Below are 22,010 nucleotides of genomic sequence, written 5' to 3' on the forward strand. Positions count from 1 at the left end.
GGTATGCTAACCGAGGCGCGCCCTCGTCCGAAAGCGCCGTCGTCAGCCGCGCCCCTTGGGCTTCTTCTCCGCGGCCTCCGGGGCGCGGCCCGCGCCCCCGCCGGCCTCTCCGCGGTCCCGCGCGGGCGGCCTCGCCCCGCCGCGGGCCGCCTCGACGCGTGGCGCGGCGCCGCGCGACGCCGGCGCCGCGCCGTCTTCGGCCCTCTCGTCCTTCGCCTGCGCGACGGCCGCCTCGCTCGAGGCGACGCGGTCCACCATGTCGGGCCGTATCCGCAGCTTCAGCAGGGCGCCGACGCGGAGCTTCTGGCCCGGGTCAATCCCGTTATCGCGCGCGACGTCCTCGACGTCGATGACGAACTGCCGCGCCACGCCGATCAGCGTATCGCCGGGCCCGACGCGGTAGAGCATCACCTCGCGCCCGGATCGCGCCGCGCGCGGGGCCCGCGATCGCGTCGGGGCGTACGCCGCGTCGTCGTCGGACGGGCGCTCCGCGCCGTCGTCGAGCGAGGCCACGGGGTCGCGCATCGCGCGCCGCTTGCCGCTCGCGGGCCGGTCGTCGTCGTCCGCCGGGTCCGCCGCCCGCCGCCGCGCGGGCTTCGGGAGCAGCGAGAGCAGGCTGTCGTCGTCGAGGCTCCTCCGCCGCGGCGCGAAGTCGCGCCCGCCGAGCAGGTCGACCGGATCGAGGATCGACGCGTCGTCCGTGGCGAGCTGCTCCGCGGAGAGCATCGCGGGCAGGGCCGCCTGCGCCCGCGCCAGCGTGTCCGACGGGAGCATCACGATGAAGTCCCCCCGGCCGGGCGGCACGCGGTCCCCGAGGATGTCGGGGTTCAGCGTCCGCAGCGTCGACGTCGCCACGCCCGCGGCCTTCGCCAGGGTCTTCAGCGGCGTCCCCGGGGGCGCCGCGATCTCGGCGGCGTCGAGCGGCCGGCTCACCGCGACCTGGTCGAACCCGAACCGCTCCAGGTTGTTCGCCACGATCGCCGCCGCCCCGATCTTCGGCACGTAGGCGGCCGTCTCCGAGGGGATCGCCTCCTGGCGCGCCAGCTCGTTGAAGTCGGACGTGCCGTACCGATCGATGCGGTCGAGCAGCTGCTCGTAACCCATGTTGTAAGCCGCGAGCGCGAGATCCCAGCTGCCGAAGCGCATGTAGAGATCGCGCAGGTGGTGGGCCGCGGCCTGCGTGGCGAGGCGCGGGTTCTTGCGCTGGTCGAGGTGCCGCGTCTGCTGCAGCCCGTACACCGCCCCCGTGGCGGGCATGAACTGCCAGAGCCCGACGGCGCCCGCCGGCGACTTCGCCCGCGGGTCGAAGCCGCTCTCGATCATGGCGACCCAGATGAGATCTTCCGGCAGCCGCCGGTCCCGGAGCTCGGCCTGGACCATCTCCTGGTAGCGCCCGCTCCGCTTCAGCCACGTCTCGAACATCGCCCGGCCGCGGTCGGTCCGCGTGAAGAAGCGGACGTACTTCAGGGTGCGGCGCGACACGGAGAGCCGGAGGTCCGGCAGCTGGAGCTTCGAGAGCGCCTCGGCGCCGGCCGCGTCGAGGTCGTCCACGTCGTCGGCGTAGCTGCCCTCGGCGGAGAACGCGCGCGGCGGCCGCGAGAAGCTCGGTCGATCCACCTCGCAGGACGCGCCCTCCCGCGCATCGCGCCCCGCGGCGTCGCGCAGCCGGAGCAGCTCCCGCGACTCGCTCCCCGCCGGCAGCGCCGGCGCGCCGACCCCGCGCGCCGGCGGCGCGAACGGCGCCGGCGCGGCGATCACCGGCGCGGCGGCGAGCGCCGCGACCGGCGCCCCGGCCCGCGCTCCGCCCAGCTGGTAGGTCGACACCGCCGACTGGACCGACGAGATCGCCGACTGGGGCGCCGCCATCCCGACCCCGTAGCCAAACGCCAGGGCCGAGACCATGGGAGGGATCTTATGGACGAGGCTCATGTGTGGTTTAAGGTCGCACCATGTAGGCAAACTGGTCAAGAAAGCGATCGGCTCGCGTTCGCCGCGCGCTGCGGCCGGTGGGCGGACCGCGCGTCGGCGGCATTGCCGGAGCGGACGGGCGTCAGGCACTCCCGTGCGGCGGAGCGGGTCTGCTAGTCTGCACCCATGCCGGCGGCGCTCTCGGCCCGCGTGTCCGACACCCAGGCCAACCAAAGCTTCGAAGCTTCGTTCGAGCGCTTCCCTGTCCGGATCGGCAGGAACCAGCTGAACGACCTTCACATCGACCGGCCGTACATCTCCCAGTTCCATGCGGCGGTGGACGTGCGCGATCGCCGGATCCTCGTCCGCGACCTCGGCTCGACCAACGGGACGATGTTCGCCGGGCACCGGCTGGCGCGCGACACCTCGGTGGACGTGAGCAGCCAGCCGGAGATCACGATCGGCCCGATCCAGATCCGGCTCGCGATCGTCGAGGCGCCGCTGAAGTCGGAGAGCCCGAGCGACGGCACGCTGCTCGGCACGGGCGGCGAGAACCTCTCCGCGCTGCTCCACCCGCAGAAGCGCGCCGCGCCCGGCGGCGAGGACCCGTACCTGCGCCAGGTGGTGCCGTACCTGGAGGCGTACCGGACCGCGTGGGCCGCGGTGTACCGGATGATCTGGGATCACCTCGCGCGCCTCCCGCCCGACGCGCGCCAGAGCTACCTGCGCCGGCTGGGCGAGGAGCACCCGAGCGTGCTCGCGGAGCGGGATTTCCAGAAGATCTCCCAGTACTACGGCGTGGACTACCGCACGCTCGGCGAGCTGGCGCCGGCGAACGCCGCGTTCGCCGCGCTGTCCGAGCTGGCGGGCGCCCTCGCGCCCGGCGCGAAGCCCCCGGACGACGTGGCGGGCATCGTCAACTTCGCGCGGCGGCTCCGCGACACGATGGAGGTCTTCCTGAAGTGCTTCGTGAGCTTGCGCGACGGCTACCAGGAGTTCGAGGCCGAGGTGCTGGCCCGCGATCGCTCTGCGGAGACGGACAAGGTCGCGAACGCGAAGGACGCGAAGGAGCTCGGCACGGTCCTGCTCACGCCGGTCGGCGGGCCGGAGGCCGCGCGGCACCTCCACGAGATCTTCGTCGATGTCATGAGCCACCAGATCGCGCTCCTGAACGGCGTGATGGGGGGCGTGAGGTCGCTGCTCGTGAAGCTCGCGCCGAAGACGCTCGAAGAGAAGCTCGAGCGCGAGGGCAAGAAAGGCGGGCTGTTCTCCAGCAAGTACGAGGAGCTCTGGAAGCTCTACGAGCGCCGCCACGGCGACTACTCGGGGGAGGACAAGGAGACGTTTAGGGAAATATTTGGCGAGCAGTTCTCTCGGGCGTACGCTGCGACCGCCGGAGAGGACTACGGGTCATCCGGCGAGTCGGGAGGCAGGAGCATCGTCCGCTTCCCCGTCTCTGGGAATTCGAACAAACGGTAGCGCCCCAAAACGGCGGGGCTTCGCGCGGCGCGCCGCGCCTCGAGCTCGCCGCCCTTCTCCGGTGGCGCGGCCGAACGCGAGGCGCCGTTCATGCGAATCAGGGAGAAAGTCGTAGCAGCAGGTTGTCTTTCGGTCGCCGCGTGCCTCCTCGCCCCGCGCGAGGCGGCCGCGGAGGCGGAGCGCGATAAGGGCTGGGCCACGGTCTCGGACGTGAGCCTCGTGCTGGGCTCCTCGGTCGTCTTCCTGATGCCGCGCGTTTACTACAGCGATCCCGAGGCCACGGTCGGCTGGAAGGGGCGCTGGCATTTCTCGGTCCTGGCGCCCGCGATGACGATGACCGCGCTGACGCTGCTCGTGGATCTGCCGATCAAGGACGCGATCGAGTCGACGCGCCCCGGATGCGGGATCGAGGAGACGAAGACGGCGCTGCCGGACTCGGGCTGCGAGTCCTTCGGCGGCCCTTCGACGCACGCGTTCGCCTCGTGGGGTGCGACGGGCGCGGGCACGGGCATCTTCCTGGTCGACACGTTCCGGTACTCGTCGGGTCGCTTCAACGCCGGCGGTTTCATCGGCAATGTCGCCTTCCCCCTCACCGCCTCGGTCGTGACCACGATCGCCCGCGGCGTCGCCCCGGAAGGCACGCGGCCGCACGAGAACGCCGGTCAGATCGCGATCGGCGGCGTCACCGGCTTCCTGAGCGGCCTCGCCGTCGGCACCGCCTACGCGATGTTCCAGCGTCCGAACTGCGGTTACGGCAACGCGCTGTTCTGCTGGTAGCCGCCGCAGCTCGCCGGCGTGTCCCCCTCGCCGGCGAGCCTTCCTCGCCGTCGTGACGGCAACTTTCCTCTCCGACCATCCTCTCGCTCTCGCGGCGGCGGCCTTCCTCTCCGGCGCCCCCCCTCCTCCAGCGCCGGGCGGTTCACCGTCGCGTCCTCGACGTGCCCCCTCTCCTTCGTCGTCCGCTGAGGCGGCGCTGGGGCCAGCGCCGCCGCTGCAGTTCTAGTCCTGTCCGACGACGCGCTCCCAGAGCGGATCATTCGACGAGAAGAGCGTATCCCGCTCCACCCGGAGGAACCGCTGGAACTCGACGCGGCGGAGCTCGCGGTCGCTGTCGCGGTTGCCGTCGTCGTACTTCACGATCTTCACGCGCACCTGCTCGAGCAGCTGGATGCCGTTCGGTTTGTAGGACACGTCGGTGCGCAGCACGTAGCGCGCGTAGAGCCCGCGTTCGGTGACGGAGGGCACCACCGCGGTCCGTTCCAGGTCGACGGAGGCCGCCTCGATCAGGCGTCCTCGTCGCGCCAGGTAGAAGTGGGCCCGTTGCCGGCAGTCGTCGGGATCCGGGCAGCTCTTCGTCTCGGCGACGACGAGGTTGTCGTTGCCGAGGCGCACCGGGGACAGCTTGGTCCCCTTGGCCGGCGCGCGGAAGCTGCCGATCCCGTAGACGTCGGCCCGGTCGCCCGCCGCGCGCACGAGCGCCACGAGGCCGCCCTCGTCGCCGTTCTCGAACTTGAGGGCGCGCACCCAGATGGCGCGCAGCCCCTCCGGCCCGGAGCGGATCTCGACCTCGTCCGGATCGATCTTGCGCGGCCAGCCGGACTTGGAGACGCCGCCGCGCAGCGTCTCGTTGGCGAACACGTAGTGCCCGGTGCAGTCGACGTCGGTCGGCCCGAGCCCGCGCTCCTCGCTGTAGCTGGGGACGACGACCCCCAGCCACTGGTCGGGATCGAGGGTGCGGACGGCCGCCTTGGTGCCCGCCGCGCGCCGCGCGGGCGGGAGCTGGGTCGTGCAGACCGGAATCGGGTTCTGCTTGCGTGTCTGCAGCTCGCCGTGCGGCTGCTCGGGGTACGCTCCGCAGCCCGCGAGGGCGGCGGCGAGCCCCAGGCCGACGACGAAGCCGAAACGAACGATGCTCACGCGTCCTTCGTATCATGCAAGGCGTCGCCGAGGCGAGTTCGCGACCGAAGCCCCTGGCCGGCCACGCTGGCCGGCCAGCCCCGTTGGCCGGCCAGCCGCCTTGGCCGGCCAGCCCCCTTGGCCGGCCAGGCCACCTTGTTCTCCATGTCGGCGGTCGTGCCCACCCTCGGATCGCGCCGTCGCGCCGCGCATCGTCGCGTCGCCTACAGCGTCTGCAACGCGCTCGACACACGAGCGCCGCAGGACCGCAGCGGTGGGCCAGCGGACGGAATATTGCGGCCATCGGAGACAGAGGGAGCTACAGGCGCCGGCTGCCCTCGGACACAAAAGTCTTGACGCTCCCATATAGGGAGTTACCTTCTGGGCTCCCTGCGCTGTTCAGGGATAGAGATACGATGAGAGTCGTATCTCTGGGTATCCAGACTCCTACTCCCGAGGGGACGAGCCGTCTGCCAGCGCGCAATGGGGCGTAGACTGAGCCCAGGCGGCGAGACTTCGAAGGAAGAGGCAATTGATCATGGCGTTGCAAGCTCATCTCACGTTGAAGGGTGTTACCCAGGGCCCCATCGACGGCTCGGTCACCCAGAAGGGTCGCGAGAAGTCCATCGCTGTCATCTCGGTGCAGCATCAGATCGTGAGCCCGCGTGACCCGGCGACCGGGATGCCCAGCGGGAAGCGCCAGCACAAGCCCTTCGTGATCACGAAGGAGCTCGACAAGGCGACCCCCCTTCTCTACAACGCCCTGGTCAACAACGAGAGCATCTCGGAGTGGACGCTCAAGTTCTTCACGCCGGGCACCGCGGCGTCGAAGAACGTCGGCAAGGAGCAGAACCACTACACCGTCAAGCTCACGAACGCGACGGTCGCCAGCATCGACTTCCACATGGAGAATACCCGCCGCCCGGATCAGCGGGACATCCCGGAGTACGAGAAGATCGCCTTCACGTACCAGAAGATCGAGTGGTCCTATGACGACGGCGACGGCGCCCGCCAGGCGGACGACGACTGGGAGGCGCCGAACCAGTAGCCCCTAGCCCCTAGCTTCGGGTCTCGTCGCGCCGGGCGGCCTTCGGGTCGCCCGGTCGCGTTTGTCGTCATGGATCCGAGCCGGCCGGGAGGTCGCTCGAATTCAGGCGTGGCGATACCGCGTCCTAGGATCAGAATGTCGGCATGCCCCTCAACGCCTACCTCAGACTCGTCGGCGCAAAACAAGGGGAAGTCAGGGGCTCCGTCACCCAGAAGGGGCGAGAAGGTAGCATCCTGGTCACCGAGGTGTTCCACTCGCTGGTGGGGCCGCGCGATCCGGTGACCGGTCGCCCGACGGGCAAGCGGATGCACAAGCCCTTCATCGTCACGAAGGACCTCGACCGGTCCACCCCGCTCCTCCTGAGCATGCTCAGCCACAACGAGAGCATCCCCCGCTGGGAGCTCCAGTTCTATCGGTCGGTCGCGATCGGCGTCGAGAAGCCGGTCTTCACCGTCCAGCTCACGAACGCGAACATCTCGAGCATCCAGTTCCACATGCTCAACGTGCGGCACCCGTCGCTGGCGCGCGTGCCCGAGCAGGAAGAGGTCGCGTTCACGTACCAGAAGGTGCTCTGGACCTGGAACGACGGGGGCATCTCGGCCGAGGACGACTGGCTCACCCCGCGCTGAACGCCGGGCTTCCGCTCGAGGCGCGAGCTGATCTACGATCCGCGCCGTGGCCGGCGCATCGCTCCTCACCCGCATCCAGCACGCGGCCGACCCGCACTCGACGGAGCGGCACAGCTACCGGGATCACGACCTCGAGTCGGCCATCCTGATGCACCTCGGGCACATGCTGAACACCCGCCAGGGCAGCTCGCTGACCTGCCCTGACTACGGCCTCATGGAGGTCTCCGAGGTGCTGCACGAGTTCCCGGAGGCGATCGGCCTGGTTCAGCGCTCGCTCAAGAACTGCATCCAGACCTACGAGCCGCGGCTGAAGAACGTGCAGGTCCGGCACGTGCGCAGCGACTCGGTGCTGCAGTCGATGGTCCTCGAGTTCGAGATCACCGCGCAGATCCAGTTCCCCGACGGCCGGCGCCAGGCGCTCCGGCTCGGCGCCGCGGTGGACCAGAGCGGCAACGTCCGGATGACGTAGCGTCCGCGCGGCGGCCGAGCTCACGGCGGTTGACACGCTCCGGCCCTGGCGGTCGACTGGCGGTGGCGAGAGGATGTTCAACAAGTACTACCAGGACGAGCTCACCTACCTGAGGGACCTGGGGCGGGAGTTCGCCGCGGCCTACCCCGGGATCGCGCCCATGCTCGCGGAGCGCGGCGGCGACCCCGACGTCGAGCGCCTGCTCGAGGGCGTCGCCTTCCTGACCGGCAAGATCCGGCAGAAGCTCGACGACGAGCTCCCCGAGGTGATCCACTCGGTCGCGTCGCTGCTCTTTCCGCACTACCTCCGCCAGATCCCGGCGACGTCGATCATCGAGTTCACGCCGCTCCCGAACGTCGTGCGCGAGAAGCTCGTCGTGGCCCGGCACGCGGAGGTCGGGTCGGTGCCGGTCGACGGCGTCTCGTGCCGGTTCCGCACGACGCAGGACGTCGAGCTCGTCCCGCTCGCGGTGGAGGACGTGCGCGTCGACACGGGCGCGCAGCTCGCGCAGACGCTCCGCATCGAGCTCCGCCTGACCGGGGGCGCCGCGCTCGCGGGCCTGTCGCTCTCGTCGCTGCGCTTCTACATCCACGGCGAGCGCCGGCTCCAGGACGACCTCCGCCTCTGGGTCGGCGCGCACGTCGACACCGTCGCGCTCGCCGCCGTGGACGCGTCCGGGCGCGACACGACGATCGCGTCGCTCCCGGCGCGCGCCGTGCGGCTCACCGGCTTCACCGACGAAGAGGCGCTGATCCCGTATCCGAAGACGGTCTACCCGGGCTTCCGGCTCCTGCAGGAGTTTTTCACGCTCCCGCAGAAGTTCGCGTTCTTCGAGGTGACCGGCCTCCAGGCGCTCTCGGCGGAGCGGATCTCCGACCGGTTCGCGATCCTGCTGCAGTTCAGGGACGGGCTCCCGCCGGGGACCCGGGTCAGCCGGGAGAACCTCCGGCTGTTCTGCTCGCCGGTCGTGAACCTGTTCGAGCACACGAGCGATCCGATCAAGCCCGAGGCCACCAAGCACGAGTACCTGTGCCGCCCGGCGGGCGCGACGCCCGCGGCCTTCGAGATCCACAGCATCGACAAGGTCGTCGGCATCGCCCGCCGCACGAGCCAGCGCGTCGAGATCCCCTCGTTCTTCAGCTTCCAGCACGAGCTCGATCCCGAGGCCGCCGCGCGGACGATCTTCTACCAGACGCACCTCCGCCCGGCCGCGATCGGCGACGGCATCGACATGTACCTGTCGTTCGGCTCGCCGCAGGACGCGGGGGCGCTCCCCGAGTTCGACGTGATCAGCATCGAGGCGACGAGCACGAACCGCCGCCTGCCGGCGCAGCTGAAGCTCGGCGATCTGCGGGTGCCGACGGCGACCTCCCCCGCGGTGGCGAGCTTCACCAACCTCACGGGCGTCACCGCGCCGCTCCCGCCGCCGATCGGGCGCGAGCTGCAGTGGCGCGTGCTGGCCCACATGGCGATGAGCTACCGCTCGATCACCGAGCTCGAGGTGCTCCGGGCGACCGTCGATCTCTACAACTTCCAGGCGATCGTCGATCGCCAGGCGGCGCGCGCGAACCAGCTCCGCCTGGCCGCGATCAAGTCGATCCGGGTGCGGCCGACCGACCGGCTGTACCGGGGCGCGCCGGTGCGCGGCGTCGCGGTCGACATCGAGCTCGACGAGGGCGGGTTCGTCGGCGAGGGCGAGATGTACCTGTTCGCGAGCATCCTCAACGAGATGCTCGGGTCCTACGTCTCGCTGAACTCGTTCACGCAGCTGACGGTCACCGGCACGAACACACGCGTGGTGCACAAATGGGACCCGAAGAGCGGCAGCCTGACGCTGATCTGAGGCCGGCCGCGCCGAAGGGCGCCGCGGCCGCGGACCCCGCGGCGCTGGAGGCGCTCCGGCGCTTCGCGGAGACGGCGCCGCGCTTCTCGTACTACCGCCTCGTCTACCTGCTCGAGCGGCTCTCCCCCGCCGCGCCGCCGGTCGGCCAGCTCGGGCCCGTGCAGGACGAGCGCATCCGGCTGCGCGGCGATCCGTCGCTCATCTTCGCGTCGAGCGACGTGAGCGAGCTCGCGCCGGTCAAGGGCCCGGACGGCGTCGAGCGGGCGCGCGTCTCGACCACGTTCCTCGGCCTGTACGGCTCGGTGTCGCCGCTGCCGGCGTACTTCATCGAGCAGATCGCGCTGGCCGACTACCAGGGCGGGCCGCAGCCGGTCCGCGAGCTGCTCGACGTCTTCCACCACCGGCTCCTGTCGCTGCTCTACCGCGCGTGGACCAAGTACCGGCTGCCCGTCACGTACCGCAAACAGGGCGCCGATCCGTTCTCGCGCCGGATGCTCTGCGCGGTCGGGCTCGACGGGTTCCGCGACTACGAGACGCCGCTCGATCGCTTCTTCTTCCTCCGCTACGCGCCGATCCTCGCCTCGAAGTCGCGCTCGGCGCGGAACCTCGAGACGGTGCTCTCCGAGATGCTCGGGCGCATCGGCGTGAAGATCGAGCAGTTCGTCGGCCACTGGACGAAGATCGAGAAGCCGTTCAGGAACAAGCTCGGCGTGATGAACCACCAGCTCGGCGAGAGCCTGACGCTGGGGCGCTACGTGTTCGACGGGTCGGGGCGCTACAAGGTCGTGCTCGGCCCGGTCGGCTACGACGAGTACCTCTCGTTCCTGCCCGGCGGCCAGCGTCAGGAGCTCGTCCGCGGCATCATCGAGACGTTCACGCCGGGCATCCACGACGTGATGCTCGAGATCCACGTGGACACGGAGGAGGCGCCGCGGTTCCAGCTCGGCTCGCCGCGCGCCTCGACGCTCAAGCGCACCGCGTGGATCGGCGGCTCCGCGGCGGAGCGGCTCGTGATCACGATCCCCCTCGACGACAAGCACCTCGCGGGCGGCGACGAGGAGGACGAGGAGGATCGGGGCGAGCCCCCGCCGACGTGACGGGAGGCGCGCGCCGCGCGGTCAGTACACGGTGAGGCTCTGCAGCGCGGCCGTGATCTCGTCGGCGTTCGCGTCGATGTTCTCGTGGTGCACGATCTGCACGAGCAGGACGCGGCGGGGGCTCCGGACGAGGATCTCGTGGGCGAACGCCTCGGACACCGGCTTCGAGGGGATCTTCGCCTTGACGAGGTAGCTGCGCCCCTGCGTGTTCGCGGTGGCCACCGGGGCGCGGCCGGAGAGGATCTGCGCGCCCTGCTCCTCCAGGTCGGCCTCGTAGCGCTTGAGCACGTCGGGCCACGGGTCCTCGGGGCTGTCGATGCGCTCGTAGATCGAGAACAGGAACTGGCGCGGGGACTGGTACGTGATGAAGCGGCGCTCGGGCGTGTAGTCGGCGCCGCCGACGTTCCAGTCCATCGGGCGGCTCATGCGGACGTCGCCGTTCATGAGGCCCACGCCGATCCGGCGCGGCACCCGGTCGGTGGCCGGGGCGTCGAGCGGCGGGAAGTACACCTCGAAGCTCTGGTCCTTGCTCAGCAGCCCGCTGGCGCCGTGGAGATAGAAGACTTCGTCCTGCTTGGGGGCGGTGGGCGACCCGCCGCAGCCGGCGAGCAGCGCGATCGCGGCCGCGGCGGCGCAGGCCGCGCCGGCGCGCCCCGCGGCGGCCGCGAGCCCTGCGCGGAGGGCGGGGACGTGCGCGAGCATCGGCATTCCGAGGTGCCTCATCGGCCGAACTTTAGGCCAGCGGGGGCGCGCCAGCCAAATGTTCGCAGAGGAGTTTGCCCTCGGGGCGTCCGGCATTGAATGATTGCCCGGCCCGGGCAGCGCTGCGCCCGCCGATCGAGGCGACGCCCCAGGTGCCGCGAGAGAGCCATGTCGAACGAAAGCAAACCGAGCCGCAAGGGCGCGCCCGCCGGAGCACCGGCGGCGAGCGCGTCGAGCCCCCCCTGCAGCATGAGCCCCGCCCGCGGGCGTCCGGCGCCGAGCCGCGCGCCAGGGCGCCCCGCGCTCGCGGCGGCGTTCGCGCTCTCGCTGGCGGTCCCGGCGTGCAGCGGCATCGACGCCGGCGTGGAGTACCCGAACGATCTGCCCGAGATCGACAGGTTCCTCTTGACGCCGGAGAACGGCCGCGAGTCGTCGCTCGCGTTCGGGGAGTTCAAGGTGGGCCCCGAGGCGTGCCAGGGCGTCGACACGCACCCGGTGACGCAGAAGCTCGCGCCCGACGACCTCGCGCGCTTCCTGTCGGCGCAGGGCGCCGGGAGCATCGCCCCGAAGCAGGCGAGGTCGAACCTGTACTGGTTCGACTTCCCTGCGAGCGACAAGTCGTTCGTCCGGCTGCGCCTCGCGGTGCTCGAGGATTCGGAGCACGCGACGAAGGATCTCCACGATGCGGTGCTGCAGCACGGGCCGGGCTGGTGGGGCGTCCGCCGCTCGAACCTCGCGGTGCTGGCGCCGAAGGCGAGCCTGCGGGAGGCGATGGCGTTCGCGATCAAGTACAAGCTCGTCTGCTGGGGGGTGTTCACGTACGCGGGCAACGACGACGCGTACGTCGTCCCCGGGCCCTACGCGGAGCTTTGAGGCGAGCCGCCCACGCGTGAGGCCGAGGCGCCCCCCGGCGCCGCGCGCCTTGGCGGCCTCGGCGGGTCTGGCCCACCTGCGGGGAGTCCGCGTAGACTGCGCCCATGCGCCGTTACGTCATGTTCGCCGCCGCCGTCGCTCCGATCCTCGTGGCCGCCGCCGTCACCGTGCCCGGCTGCGGCGAGGAGTTCGAGAACATCTGCGCGTTCCTCAGGGATCCGAACAGCTGCTACGCGACCTTTCACGACGACATCAACGACAGGTGCGGCGCTCCGGGCGCAGGGAATGGGCCGAAAGGCAGCTTCGCGACCCGTGAGAAGCTCGACGTGTGCTTCCTCGAGGGTGGCGGGCAGGTCATCTTCGATCCGCCGCTCGACATCGCGGCGTTCCCCCCGACGAGCGTCTCGTTCAAGCGCATCGACGCCCAGGCGCAGGAGTGCGGATCGTTCACGTACGCGGGGGAGTTCACCTACTCCGTGACGATCAATCCTTGCGGTGAGCCCGAGAACGCCGGTGGTGCGGGAGGCGCCGGCGGCAGCGCCATGCTCCCGCAGTGCGACGATGGCAGCGGCAATGAGGGTGGCGGCAGCGACGGTGGCGGCGGCAACGCCGGGAACGGCGGCAGCGGCACTGGCGGAAGCGGCGGCGGCAGCAGCGCCGAGGTCCTCAGCGTGCACGGCGGGACTGTCTCCATCACGACACCGGAGGGCCGGGACATCCTCGATGTGAGCTGCGCCGACGGGACTTCGCACCATTTCAACCGGATCGACGCCGCCGAACGGGAGTGTGGCGGCTTCGACCAGCTGCTGCCGAGGGCGGTGCTCGAGTCGAGCGCTGGCCTTCAGCCTCCGCCGAAGGCTGACCTGACGGACGCTGAGGAGGTGGAGAAGTACGCCGGATTCATCAGCTTCCGCGTCCACTACCCGCCGTTCGATCCGCAGACCGACAATGAGGGTATCGTGAAGGAGACGCCCGCCGCGGTGGTCGAGTACTTCAATTGCCTGATTCCACCGGCTGCGCCGCTCTGCTTCAACGGCGAGAAGGATGGCCTGGAAACCGACATCGACTGCGGCGGCACGCTTTGCGATAGGGACTGCGGGGATGGGCAGGCCTGCGTCACCCCTAACGACTGCACCTCCCGGAGATGTGAAGTCGACCCCTCGACCGGCTTCAAGACATGCCAGGCTGCCGAGGGCGAGGGTGAAGGCGGCGCAGGCGGCACCGGCGGGGCAGGCGGCACCGGCGGGGCAGGCGGCACCGGCGGCACGGGCGGACAGTGAGCTCCGTGGAGGGCTGGGCCTGCGACGCAGCGCCCAGCCGCTCTCCGCTCACGCCACCAGCACCTTCACCACGAACGTCGTGCTCCCGAGCCGCAGCCGGTCGTTGTCGCGCAGCTGACGGCGCTCGCCCTGCCCGAGGCGCTGCTCGTTGACGAAGGTGCCGTTGCGCGAGCCGTCGTCCTCGATGAACACCTGGCCCGTCGTCGGGTCGGCGTGGAGCGACGCGTGCCGCGACGAGGCGCTCGCGTCGGGCAGCCCGATCTCCGTCGTCGGATCCGCCCCGGCGCGCCCCACCTGGGTGCGCCCGCTGTAGATCGGCCAGAAGCTGCCCCCCGGGTCGTTCTGGAACGTCACGAGGAAGCCGACGAGCACGCGTGACGGCTGCCCCGGGACCGGCTGCACCGCCGCCGGCTGCACCGCGCCCTGCACCATCGGCGGCGCGACGATCGCCGGCGCCCTGCCCTGCGCCGCCGCAGGCACCGCGCCCTGCACCATCGGCGGCGGCGCCATCCCCCCGCCCTGCACCAGCGGCGGCGGCGCCACCGCTCCTCCCTGTACCAGCGGCGGCGGCGCCATCCCCCCGCCCTGCACCATCGGCGGCGGCGCCATCCCCCCGCCCTGCACCAGCGGCGGCGGCGCCACCGCCCCGCCCTGCACCAGCGGCGGCGGCGCCACCATCCCCGGCGCCGCCGTCGGCACGACCATCGGCGGCTGCGCGACCATCTGCGGGGGCGTGCCGAAGATCGGCGCCGGCGACCCGGCCGGCTGCCCCATCGCGCCGCCCATCGGCGCGCCGGGCACGATGCCCGGGATCGGCGACGCCAGCGGCGGCTGGGCGGGCGTGACGCCCGGCTGGTTCATCGGAGGCGACGACGGCTGCGACGTGAGCCCCGCCGAAGGAGCCGCACGCGCCCACGGAGAGACCGGGAACGGAGAGTCCGCGCCGCTCGAGAAAGGGACGCCTCCCGACGACGCCGCGAGACCACCCCCCACCCCGACCTGAGGAGGAGGCGGGTAGGCCCCTTGCGCGCCGCCCACCGCGCCGTACCCCTGCGGCACCGCGCCGCCGTAGCCGGAGGCGACCGATTGCCCCGGATAGCCCGGTGGGCCAGGCGGAGCGTAGGCGCCCGCGCCGCCCTGCACCGGCGGCGGAGGCGCGACCGGACCGGAGGCCGAAGGCGCAGCCCCCGCCACGCTCGCGCCGCACATCGTGCAGGCAGCGTCGGTTTCCTTGAGCATCCACGCGCAGTTCGGGCACGGCCTCATGCGACCACGAGGCTACCGATTCGCTTGACATCCGTCGAGACGAAAGCCGGCGGCAAGCGCGCGCACGCCCGCGGCTCCCGGCACGGCGAGCGACGAGCCGCTCGCTCCTCTTGACGAAAGAGTTGACGAAAAAGGCGCCGCGCGTCCAAGGCGCGCGGCGCCTCGCAGACCGATCGCAGAGCGATCGCTCGTGGATCAGTTGCTCGCGATCGAGCTCTTCTCCGACTTCTCCAGCTCCTTCTTCTCGCCGTCCTTCGACTCCTCGGTCGCGGGCGCGGGCTCGGGCATCCGCTCGAGCGCGGCCTCCAGGACCTGCTCCATCCGGCTGACGAAGAAGAACTGCAGCTCGTCCACGACCTCCTTCGGGACCTCCTCGAGATCCGCCCGGTTGCGCTCGGGGACGATGATGCGCTTGATGCCGGCGCGGTGCGCCGCCAGCACCTTCTCCTTCAGGCCGCCGATCGGGAGCACCCGACCGCGGAGCGTGATCTCGCCCGTCATCGCGACGTCGTGGCGGACCTTGATCCCGGTGAGGAGCGAGACGAGCGCCGTGAACATCGTCACGCCCGCGCTCGGCCCGTCCTTGGGCATCGCGCCGGCGGGGATGTGGATGTGCAGGTCGCTCTTCTCCAGGAAGTCCTTCGCGATGCCGTACCTCGCCGCGTTGCTGCGCACGAAGGACAGCGCCGCCTGCGCGGACTCCTTCATCACGTCGCCGAGCTGGCCGGTCAGCTGGAGCTTGCCCGTGCCGTACATCCGCGTCGCCTCGATGAAGAGGATCTCGCCGCCGACGCTCGTCCACGCGAGGCCCGTCGCGACGCCGCTCTCGGCGGTGCGCTCGGCGACCTCGCTCGTGTACTTCGCCGGGCCGAGGAACTCGTGCAGGTCGTCCTCGTTGTCGACGCGCCGCTTCTGCGTGTCGCCCTCCGCGACCTTCACCGCCACGCCGCGGATGACGCCCGCGATCTGCCGCTCGAGCGAGCGGACGCCGGCCTCGCGCGTGTAGTGATCGATGATCTCCTCCAGCGCCTTGTCGGTGACCTCGAGCTGCTCGGTCGTCAGCCCGTGCTCGGACAGCTGCTTCGGGAGCAGGTGCTGCCGCGCGATCGCGAGCTTCTCCTTCCGCGTGTAGCCCGGGATCTCGAGGATCTCCATGCGGTCGCGGAGGGGCGGCGGGATCGGATCGGCCACGTTCGCGGTCGCGACGAACATCACGTGCGACAGGTCGTACGGGATCTCCAGGTAGTGATCCGCGAACGTGTTGTTCTGCTCCGGGTCGAGCACCTCGAGCAGCGCCGCCGAGGGGTCGCCCCGGAAGTCGTGCCCGATCTTGTCGACCTCGTCCATCATGAAGACCGGGTTGATCGTCCCCGACTTCTTCATGCCCTGGATGATCTGGCCGGGCAGCGCGCCGACGTAGGTGCGCCGGTGGCCCCGGATCGCCGCCTCGTCGTGCACGCCGCCGAGCGAGACGCGGTGGAACTTGCGGCCGAGGGCGCGCGCGATGCTCCGGCCGAGCGACGTCTTGCCGACGCCGGGCGGCCCGAGCAGGCAGAGGATCGGGCCCTTCTTGTCCTGCTTCAGCTTGCGGACCGCGAGGTACTCGAGGATGCGCTTCTTGACCTTCTCCAGGCCGTAGTGGTCCTCGTCGAGCACCTTGCGGACGCTCCCGATGTCCAGGTTGTCCTGCGTCGACTGCGTCCAGGGCACGTCCAGGATCCAGTCGAGGTACGTCCGCACCACGGTGTACTCGGCCGACCCGACCTGCATCGTCCGCAGCCGCTTCAGCTGCTTCTTCGCGACCGTCTCCGCCTCGGTCGGCAGGTTCGCCTTCGCGATGCGATCCTCGAGCCCGTCGAGATCGCCCTGGTCGCCGTCGTCCTCGCCGAGCTCCTCCTTGATGGCCTTGAGCTGCTGGCGGAGCACGTACTCGCGCTGGTTCTTGCCCATCTCCTCCTTGATCTGGGAGTTGATGCGCTCGCGCATCTTCAGGATCTCCAGCTGCCGCGTGAGCAGCCGGAGCACCTTGCGGATGCGCTCCTTCACGTCGATCGTCTCGATGAGCTGCGCCTTCTCCTCGACCGGCGCGTCGAGGTTCGCCGCGACGAGGTCGGCGAGCGCGCCCGGCGCCTGGATCGAGTCGATCAGCGAGCCCGCCTCGCGCGGGAGCTCGGGCATCAGCTGGATGACCTGCTTCGCGATGTCGCGCAGGCTCATCGCGAGCGCCTCCGCCTCGACGTCCTCCGTCGCCGGCTCGTCCATGCGGCGGATCTTGGCGCGCAGGTACGGCGTGTGGGCCGTGACGCTGTCGAGCCGGATCCGCGTGAGGCCCTGCAGGATCAGCGAGTAGTTGCCCGAGCTGTGCTTGAGCGCCTTCAGCACGCGCGCCGCGCAGCCCATGGGGTACAGATCCTCGGCGCCGGGATCGTCGGTCGACGGATCGCGCTGGGCGAAGATCGCGATGACCGGGCCGGGAAGGTTGTCGACATCCTCGACCAGCGCGACCGACTTCTCGCGGCCGACATCGAAGGGCGCAACGGCGCCCGGGAACAGGACCGCATTGCGGATCGGCAGAACCGGCAGCTCGTCGCCGAAGACGACCTCTTCCTCGGAGCGCGGCGGCATCGGCGGGTTCTTTTTCTCGGACATGGCGATCTCCTCTAGGCACCCGACCGGGGGAGGTAAACCCCTTCATCAACCTGAGGCCGGGTCGCGCGGCGGGCGCGCGCCCCGGTCATCCTGGCTTGCATCCAGACGGATGCGAATGGTGCGACGCGGAGCCCTGCTGGCAGCTCTGGTGGAAGACAGCCCGCGAGGCTACGGGAACTCACCATAGACACGGCGCATGCCGCGTGCCACAGCCCTGGCCATTTTTTTGAATGGGGATATTCTGCGGGTCAGCTCCGACCTGCAGCGCTCGCTTGTCGGGCGGCGCGGCGACGCGGCGCAGGGTCCACCGCGGCGCCACCGCGGCGGACGAGAGGCGCATCTTCCGCCTGCCGCCGCCAGCCGCGGCGACGCCCGGCGCGGAGCGACACCGGAGCCCTCGCTGAACGATGATCGATCCCCTGCTCGGCCTCGGCGCGCTCGCGCTCGCGATGCTCAGCCTGCCAGCGGCGCCCTCCCTCGATCCAGGGCCCAGCCCGGCGTGCCCGCCGGACATGCGGCTCGTCACCGGCACGCACCATGACGAGGTGCAGCACGTCTGCGCCGAGCCGGTGAAGAGCGGCAAGGCGACCCACTGCTTCGCCTACTGGGAGGGCATCACCGCGGAGGAGGGGCCGGCGACCGAGATCGCGGTGTGCATGGATCAGTTCGAGGCGCCGAACCAGCGGGGGGCGAAGCCGCTCGTCATGCAGTCGTTCGAGATGGCGACCGCGTGGTGCGCGGCGCGCGGCAAGCGGGTGTGCGCCGAGCAGGAGTGGGAGCTCGCGTGCGAGGGCGCCGAGCGGCGCCCCCTCGCCTACGGCTGGCGCGTGGACAGGACCGTCTGCAACAGCGGCAGGGCGTGGCGGCCGGTCGACGAGCGGAAGCTCGGCGCCTCCGGCGAGGTCGCGCAGCGCGAGGTGGAGCGGCTCTGGCAAGGCGCCCCGAGCGGCTCGTACCCCGGGTGCGCCTCGTCGTTCGGCATCTTCGACATGATGGGCAACGTCGAGGAGTGGGTCGCGTCGCGCCGCGGCCGGCGGTGGCCGGGCGCGCTCATGGGAGGCTTCTGGGCCAAGCCGTGGACGGGCTGCCGCGGGACGAACGACGCGCACGACCCGAAGTTCGTGTTCTACGAGACCGGCTTCCGCTGCTGCGCCGATCCGCGCGGCGCAGCAGCGGGCGGGAAGGACGACGGCGAGCAGGGCGGGCGGCCGGCGGCGCTGCCCTGAGGCGGCGCTGCCCTGCGCCGGGGCCGCCGCGGCGGAGCCCGCCGCGATGGAATGGAAGGTCGCGGCAGTGCCTGCCGCGATGGAAGAAGGCGCCGTGCCGGGCGCCGCTCCTGCTAGAAGCTAGGGCGTGCGCGCGCTCTTCTTCGGTACCCCCGCCATCGCCGTGCCCTCGCTCGAGGCGCTCGCGTCGATCGCGGACGTCGTCGGCGTCGTCTGCCAGCCCGACCGGCCGGCCGGTCGCGGGCTCGAGCTCAAGGCGCCGCCGGTCAAGGTGAAGGCCGGCGAGCTCGGCCTGCCGGTGGTGCAGCCCGAGAAGATCCGCACGCCCGAGTTCGCCGCGTGGGTGAAGGACGCCGCGGCCGACGTCGCGCTCGTGATCGCCTACGGGCGCATCCTGCCGAAGGCGGTGCTCGATGCGCCGCGGCGCGGCTGCATGAACCTGCACGCGTCGATCCTGCCGCGCTACCGCGGCGCCGCGCCGATCACGTGGGCGATCGCCGGGGGCGAGGCCGAGACGGGCGTCTCGCTGATGCAGATGGACGAGGGCATGGACACCGGGCCGGTCTACGCGATCCATCGCATCCCGATCGGCCCCGACACGACCGCCGACGAGCTCGCGGTCGATCTCGGGGCGCTCGCGGCGCGCGTCGTGCGCGAGGACCTCCGCCGCGCCGTGGACGGCGAGCTCCAGGCGACGCCGCAGGACCACGAGGCGGCGACGCACGCGGCGCTCCTCAAGAAGGAGGACGGGCGCATCCGCTGGGACCGGAGCGCCCGGCAGATCCACGACCACATCCGGGGGATGACCTCGTGGCCTGGCGCCTTCACGACGATCGAGGGCAAGGCGCTCAAGGTGCTCGCCGCGCGCGTCGAGCGCGAGGCCGAGCCCGGCGGGGCGCCGCCGGGGACCGTGGTGATGGCCAGCCGCAACGTCGTGATCGTCGCCTGCGGCGAGGGCGCGATCCAGCTCCTGCGGGCGCAGGCCGAAGGGCGGAAACCGCTCGCGGCCGCGGATCTCGTCGCCGGGCGGACGCTGCAGACGGGGATGGTGCTCGGCCGCTGAGCGGCGCGCGGCGCGCAGCGCACCTCGCCCGCGCTACGGCCCGGCCGGGTGCCAGATCGTCTTCAGCTCGACGAACCGCTCGATCCAGCGCGGGGACGTCGCCGCCCGCTCGTCGAACCACTCCGCCTCGCCGAGCGCGCGGGACCGCACCCGCTTGACGCTGGCGGCGGCCGCCTCCTCGAGGCGCTTCGCCAGGGCCGCGTCCACGCCGTGCAGATCGAGCGCGGCGACCTCCATGTGCGCGGCGAGGTGCGGCAGCACCTCCGCGGGCTGGCCGGTGAGGAGGTTGACGACGCCGCCCGGGAGGTCGCTCGTGGCGAGCGCCTCGCCGAAGACGAGGGCGGTGCGCGGATCCGCCTCGCTGGCGAGCACGACGCAGGTGTTGCCGGCGGCGATCACCGGCAGGAGCGCGCCCGCGAGGCCGAGGAGCGCGGGGCGCGGCGGCGCCGCGATGACGACGACCCCCATCGGCTCGGGCACCGTGAAGGTGAAGTGCGGGCCGGACACGGGGTTCAGGCTCGCGAAGAGGCTCTGGTACTTGTCGGCCCAGCCCGCGTAGGCGACGGCGCGATCGATCGACGCGAGGACCTCGCGCTCGGCGGCGCCGGCGCCCTGGCCGCCGCGCTCGAGCGAGGCCGCGAGCTCCGCGCGCCGCGCCTCGAGCATCTCGGCGAGGCGGTAGAGGATCTGCCCGCGGTTGTAGGCCGAGCGCGACGACCAGCCGCCGAGCGCGCCGGCCGCCGCGAGCACCGCGTCGCGCCCGTCCTTGCGCGAGGCGCGCGGGATGTTCTCGACCGCGCCCGCGCCGCCGTGATCGCGCACCTGCGTGTACCTCCCCGACTCCGAGCGCACGAACGCGCCGCCCACGAACATCTTGTACGCCTTGCGCACGCCGACGCGCGCGCCCGGCGCGGCCGCGCCTGCGCCGGCTTGCGCGCGACCCTCGTCGCCGCCGCTGTCCTGGTTGCCGAGCGCCATCAGTCCACCTCGAGGTAGGCGAGCAGCCCCTGGCGCCCGCCCTCGCGGCCGAAGCCGCTCTCCTTGTAGCCGCCGAACGGGGAGCTGGGGTCGAACTTGTTGAAGGTGTTCGCCCAGACGACGCCGGCGCGGAGCCGCTGTGCGACCCAGAAGCTCTTCGAGCCCTTGCTGGTCCAGACGCCGGCCGACAGCCCGTACATCGTGTTGTTCGCCTTCTCGATCGCCTCCTCCGGCGTGCGGAAGGTCAGGACCGAGAGCACCGGGCCGAAGATCTCCTCGCGCGCGATCCGGTGCGACTGCGCGACGCCCGTGAACAGCGTCGGCGCGAACCAGTAGCCGCGATCCGGGAGCGCGCAGCTCACCGAGAAGCGCGCGGCCCCCTCGCGCTCGCCCGCGGCCACGAGCTCCCGGATCTTCTCGAGCTGCGCCCGCGAGTTGATGGCGCCCACGTCCGTGTTCTTGTCGAGCGGATCGCCGACGCGCAGGGTCGCCATGCGCTCGCGCAGCTTGATGAGCAGGGCGTCGTGGACGCTCTCCTCGACGAGCAGGCGCGAGCCCGCGCAGCAGACGTGGCCCTGGTTGAAGAAGATGCCGCCGATGATGCCCTCGACCGCCTGATCGAGCGGCGCGTCCTCGAAGACGATGTTCGCGGCCTTGCCGCCGAGCTCCAGCGTGAGCCGCTTGCCGGTGCCGGCGAGCGCGCGCTGGATGCGCTTGCCGACCTCGGTCGAGCCGGTGAACGCGACCTTGTCGACGCCGGGGTGGCCGACGACCGCGGCGCCCGTCGCGCCCGCGCCCGTGACCACGTTGACGACGCCGGGCGGCAGGTCCGCCTCCTCGATGATCTTCGCGAGGAGCAGCGACGTGAGCGGCGTCGTCTCGGCGGGCTTGAGGACGCACGTGTTGCCCGCCGCGAGCGCGGGCGCGAGCTTCCACGCTGCCATGAGGAGCGGGAAGTTCCACGGGATCACCTGCCCCGCGACGCCGAGCGGCCGCGGATCGCGCCCGGGGAAGGCGTGCTCGAGCTTGTCGGCCCAGCCCGCGTAGTAGAAGAAGTGCGCGGCCGCGAGCGGGAGGTCGACGTCGCGGGACTCCTTGATGGGCTTGCCGCCGTCGAGCGACTCGACGATCGCGAGCTCGCGCGACTTCTCCTGGAGGGCGCGGGCGATGCGGTAGATGTACTTGCCGCGATCGAGCGGGCGCAGGCGCGACCAGCGCTTCTCGTACGCGGCCCGGGCCGCCTGCACGGCGAGATCGACGTCGCGCTCCGACGCCTCGGCGAACTCGCAGAGCTTCTCCTCGGTCGACGGGCTGATGCTGTCGAGGTAGCGGCCCGACTCCGGGGCGCGCCACGCGCCGCCGATGAAGAGGTCGTACCGCGGCGCGATCTTCACGTGGTCGCGCCCCTCGGGCGCCGGCGCGTAGCGCCACGCGTCGCCGAACACGACGGCCGCCTCGCGCGCGGCGCTCGCGGCGCCAGATTCCCGGGGCGAGCCCCCGTCGCCGCCTGCCGCGGCGGTGCTCCTGTCGCTCATGCCGCGCACTCTACGCCGGCGGCCGCGCGTTGAACATCGGACCCGGCCACGCCGCGCGACGCGCGCGTG

18 protein-coding genes are annotated in these 22,010 nt (G+C 71.6%); 11 read left to right on the top strand and 7 right to left on the bottom strand.

What is annotated here, in order from left to right:
- Positions 1 to 42 precede the first annotated feature (42 nt).
- Positions 43 to 1,902, bottom strand: a complete 1,860-nt coding sequence (locus NQZ70_RS31770) for a transglycosylase SLT domain-containing protein (protein WP_129577574.1) — start codon at positions 1,900 to 1,902, stop codon at positions 43 to 45.
- Between the two features lie 192 nt (positions 1,903 to 2,094).
- Between NQZ70_RS31770 and NQZ70_RS31775 the strand changes: the two genes are divergently transcribed.
- On the top strand, positions 2,095 to 3,387 hold the full coding sequence (locus tag NQZ70_RS31775) for a type VI secretion system-associated FHA domain protein (protein ID WP_129577575.1): 1,293 nt from the start codon (positions 2,095 to 2,097) through the stop codon (positions 3,385 to 3,387).
- A 90-nt stretch (positions 3,388 to 3,477) separates the two neighbouring features.
- Positions 3,478 to 4,164 carry a hypothetical protein gene (locus NQZ70_RS31780; protein WP_237244224.1) on the top strand — a complete coding sequence of 229 codons (687 nt, stop codon included), beginning with the start codon at positions 3,478 to 3,480 and terminating at the stop codon, positions 4,162 to 4,164.
- Between the two features lie 222 nt (positions 4,165 to 4,386).
- Here NQZ70_RS31780 and NQZ70_RS31785 read toward each other — a convergent pair whose 3' ends face one another.
- Complete coding sequence (locus NQZ70_RS31785) at positions 4,387 to 5,304, bottom strand: hypothetical protein (protein WP_129577576.1); 918 nt, start codon at positions 5,302 to 5,304, stop codon at positions 4,387 to 4,389.
- 517 nt (positions 5,305 to 5,821) lie between these two features.
- Between NQZ70_RS31785 and NQZ70_RS31790 the strand changes: the two genes are divergently transcribed.
- The 5 genes from NQZ70_RS31790 (at position 5,822) to tssG (ending at position 10,369) form a co-directional block, all read left to right on the top strand.
- Entirely contained in the window at positions 5,822 to 6,331 is a 510-nt protein-coding gene (locus NQZ70_RS31790; RefSeq protein ID WP_129577577.1) for a type VI secretion system tube protein TssD, read from the top strand.
- A 143-nt stretch (positions 6,332 to 6,474) separates the two neighbouring features.
- Entirely contained in the window at positions 6,475 to 6,960 is a 486-nt protein-coding gene (gene tssD / locus NQZ70_RS31795; RefSeq protein WP_129577578.1) for a type VI secretion system tube protein TssD, read from the top strand.
- Between the two features lie 46 nt (positions 6,961 to 7,006).
- The gene (tssE, locus tag NQZ70_RS31800) at positions 7,007 to 7,429 is read left to right on the top strand and encodes a type VI secretion system baseplate subunit TssE (protein ID WP_129577579.1); all 423 of its coding nucleotides are present in this window, start codon (positions 7,007 to 7,009) and stop codon (positions 7,427 to 7,429) included.
- 73 nt (positions 7,430 to 7,502) lie between these two features.
- Entirely contained in the window at positions 7,503 to 9,272 is a 1,770-nt protein-coding gene (gene tssF / locus NQZ70_RS31805; protein WP_129577580.1) for a type VI secretion system baseplate subunit TssF, read from the top strand.
- Positions 9,236 to 10,369, top strand: a complete 1,134-nt coding sequence (tssG, locus tag NQZ70_RS31810; RefSeq protein ID WP_129577581.1) for a type VI secretion system baseplate subunit TssG — start codon at positions 9,236 to 9,238, stop codon at positions 10,367 to 10,369. The genes tssF and tssG overlap by 37 nt, the downstream gene beginning before the upstream one ends.
- A 21-nt stretch (positions 10,370 to 10,390) precedes the next feature.
- Here tssG and NQZ70_RS31815 read toward each other — a convergent pair whose 3' ends face one another.
- Positions 10,391 to 11,092 (bottom strand): hypothetical protein, encoded by a 702-nt coding sequence (locus tag NQZ70_RS31815; protein ID WP_237244225.1) that lies wholly within the window; start codon positions 11,090 to 11,092, stop codon positions 10,391 to 10,393.
- A gap of 228 nt (positions 11,093 to 11,320) precedes the next feature.
- Between NQZ70_RS31815 and NQZ70_RS31820 the strand changes: the two genes are divergently transcribed.
- Together NQZ70_RS31820 and NQZ70_RS31825 are read left to right on the top strand one after the other, a co-directional pair.
- Positions 11,321 to 11,944 (top strand): hypothetical protein, encoded by a 624-nt coding sequence (locus NQZ70_RS31820; RefSeq protein ID WP_237244226.1) that lies wholly within the window; start codon positions 11,321 to 11,323, stop codon positions 11,942 to 11,944.
- Between the two features lie 104 nt (positions 11,945 to 12,048).
- Positions 12,049 to 13,224 (top strand): hypothetical protein, encoded by a 1,176-nt coding sequence (locus NQZ70_RS31825; protein ID WP_165374277.1) that lies wholly within the window; start codon positions 12,049 to 12,051, stop codon positions 13,222 to 13,224.
- A 48-nt stretch (positions 13,225 to 13,272) separates the two neighbouring features.
- Here NQZ70_RS31825 and NQZ70_RS31830 read toward each other — a convergent pair whose 3' ends face one another.
- Positions 13,273 to 14,463 carry an FHA domain-containing protein gene (locus tag NQZ70_RS31830; RefSeq protein ID WP_207217538.1) on the bottom strand — a complete coding sequence of 397 codons (1,191 nt, stop codon included), beginning with the start codon at positions 14,461 to 14,463 and terminating at the stop codon, positions 13,273 to 13,275.
- A gap of 222 nt (positions 14,464 to 14,685) precedes the next feature.
- On the bottom strand, positions 14,686 to 17,139 hold the full coding sequence (gene lon / locus NQZ70_RS31835; RefSeq protein WP_129577586.1) for an endopeptidase La: 2,454 nt from the start codon (positions 17,137 to 17,139) through the stop codon (positions 14,686 to 14,688).
- Positions 17,140 to 17,546: 407 nt separating this feature from the next.
- Between lon and NQZ70_RS31840 the strand changes: the two genes are divergently transcribed.
- The gene (locus NQZ70_RS31840) at positions 17,547 to 18,365 is read left to right on the top strand and encodes an SUMF1/EgtB/PvdO family nonheme iron enzyme (protein ID WP_129577587.1); all 819 of its coding nucleotides are present in this window, start codon (positions 17,547 to 17,549) and stop codon (positions 18,363 to 18,365) included.
- Positions 18,366 to 18,492: 127 nt separating this feature from the next.
- Positions 18,493 to 19,428, top strand: coding sequence for a methionyl-tRNA formyltransferase (fmt, locus tag NQZ70_RS31845; protein ID WP_129577588.1), 936 nt, complete (start codon positions 18,493 to 18,495; stop codon positions 19,426 to 19,428).
- 33 nt (positions 19,429 to 19,461) lie between these two features.
- Here the strand turns inward: fmt and NQZ70_RS31850 are convergent, their stop codons facing one another.
- On the bottom strand, positions 19,462 to 20,301 hold the full coding sequence (locus NQZ70_RS31850) for an aldehyde dehydrogenase family protein (protein WP_129581697.1): 840 nt from the start codon (positions 20,299 to 20,301) through the stop codon (positions 19,462 to 19,464).
- A gap of 104 nt (positions 20,302 to 20,405) precedes the next feature.
- On the bottom strand, positions 20,406 to 21,941 hold the full coding sequence (locus tag NQZ70_RS31855) for an aldehyde dehydrogenase family protein (protein WP_237244228.1): 1,536 nt from the start codon (positions 21,939 to 21,941) through the stop codon (positions 20,406 to 20,408).
- Between the last annotated feature and the right edge of the window lie 69 nt (positions 21,942 to 22,010).

The organism is Sorangium sp. So ce836 (assembly GCF_028553905.1).
GTDB lineage: Bacteria > Myxococcota_A > Polyangia > Polyangiales > Polyangiaceae > Sorangium > Sorangium cellulosum_D.

Bases quoted from the DNA above. Each gene is read 5' to 3' on its own strand.
- NQZ70_RS31815 (WP_237244225.1), bottom strand. From the start codon at position 11,092: ATGAGGCACCTCGGAATGCCGATGCTCGCGCACGTCCCCGCCCTCCGC.
- NQZ70_RS31840 (WP_129577587.1), top strand. From the start codon at position 17,547: ATGATCGATCCCCTGCTCGGCCTCGGCGCGCTCGCGCTCGCGATGCTC.
- NQZ70_RS31855 (WP_237244228.1), bottom strand. From the start codon at position 21,941: ATGAGCGACAGGAGCACCGCCGCGGCAGGCGGCGACGGGGGCTCGCCC.
- tssF (WP_129577580.1), top strand. From the start codon at position 7,503: ATGTTCAACAAGTACTACCAGGACGAGCTCACCTACCTGAGGGACCTG.
- NQZ70_RS31780 (WP_237244224.1), top strand. From the start codon at position 3,478: ATGCGAATCAGGGAGAAAGTCGTAGCAGCAGGTTGTCTTTCGGTCGCC.
- NQZ70_RS31820 (WP_237244226.1), top strand. From the start codon at position 11,321: ATGAGCCCCGCCCGCGGGCGTCCGGCGCCGAGCCGCGCGCCAGGGCGC.
- NQZ70_RS31770 (WP_129577574.1), bottom strand. From the start codon at position 1,902: ATGGTCTCGGCCCTGGCGTTTGGCTACGGGGTCGGGATGGCGGCGCCC.
- NQZ70_RS31775 (WP_129577575.1), top strand. From the start codon at position 2,095: ATGCCGGCGGCGCTCTCGGCCCGCGTGTCCGACACCCAGGCCAACCAA.
- NQZ70_RS31830 (WP_207217538.1), bottom strand. From the start codon at position 14,463: ATGCTCAAGGAAACCGACGCTGCCTGCACGATGTGCGGCGCGAGCGTG.
- NQZ70_RS31825 (WP_165374277.1), top strand. From the start codon at position 12,049: ATGCGCCGTTACGTCATGTTCGCCGCCGCCGTCGCTCCGATCCTCGTG.
- tssG (WP_129577581.1), top strand. From the start codon at position 9,236: ATGGGACCCGAAGAGCGGCAGCCTGACGCTGATCTGAGGCCGGCCGCG.
- lon (WP_129577586.1), bottom strand. From the start codon at position 17,139: ATGTCCGAGAAAAAGAACCCGCCGATGCCGCCGCGCTCCGAGGAAGAG.
- NQZ70_RS31850 (WP_129581697.1), bottom strand. From the start codon at position 20,301: ATGTTCGTGGGCGGCGCGTTCGTGCGCTCGGAGTCGGGGAGGTACACG.
- NQZ70_RS31790 (WP_129577577.1), top strand. From the start codon at position 5,822: ATGGCGTTGCAAGCTCATCTCACGTTGAAGGGTGTTACCCAGGGCCCC.
- tssD (WP_129577578.1), top strand. From the start codon at position 6,475: ATGCCCCTCAACGCCTACCTCAGACTCGTCGGCGCAAAACAAGGGGAA.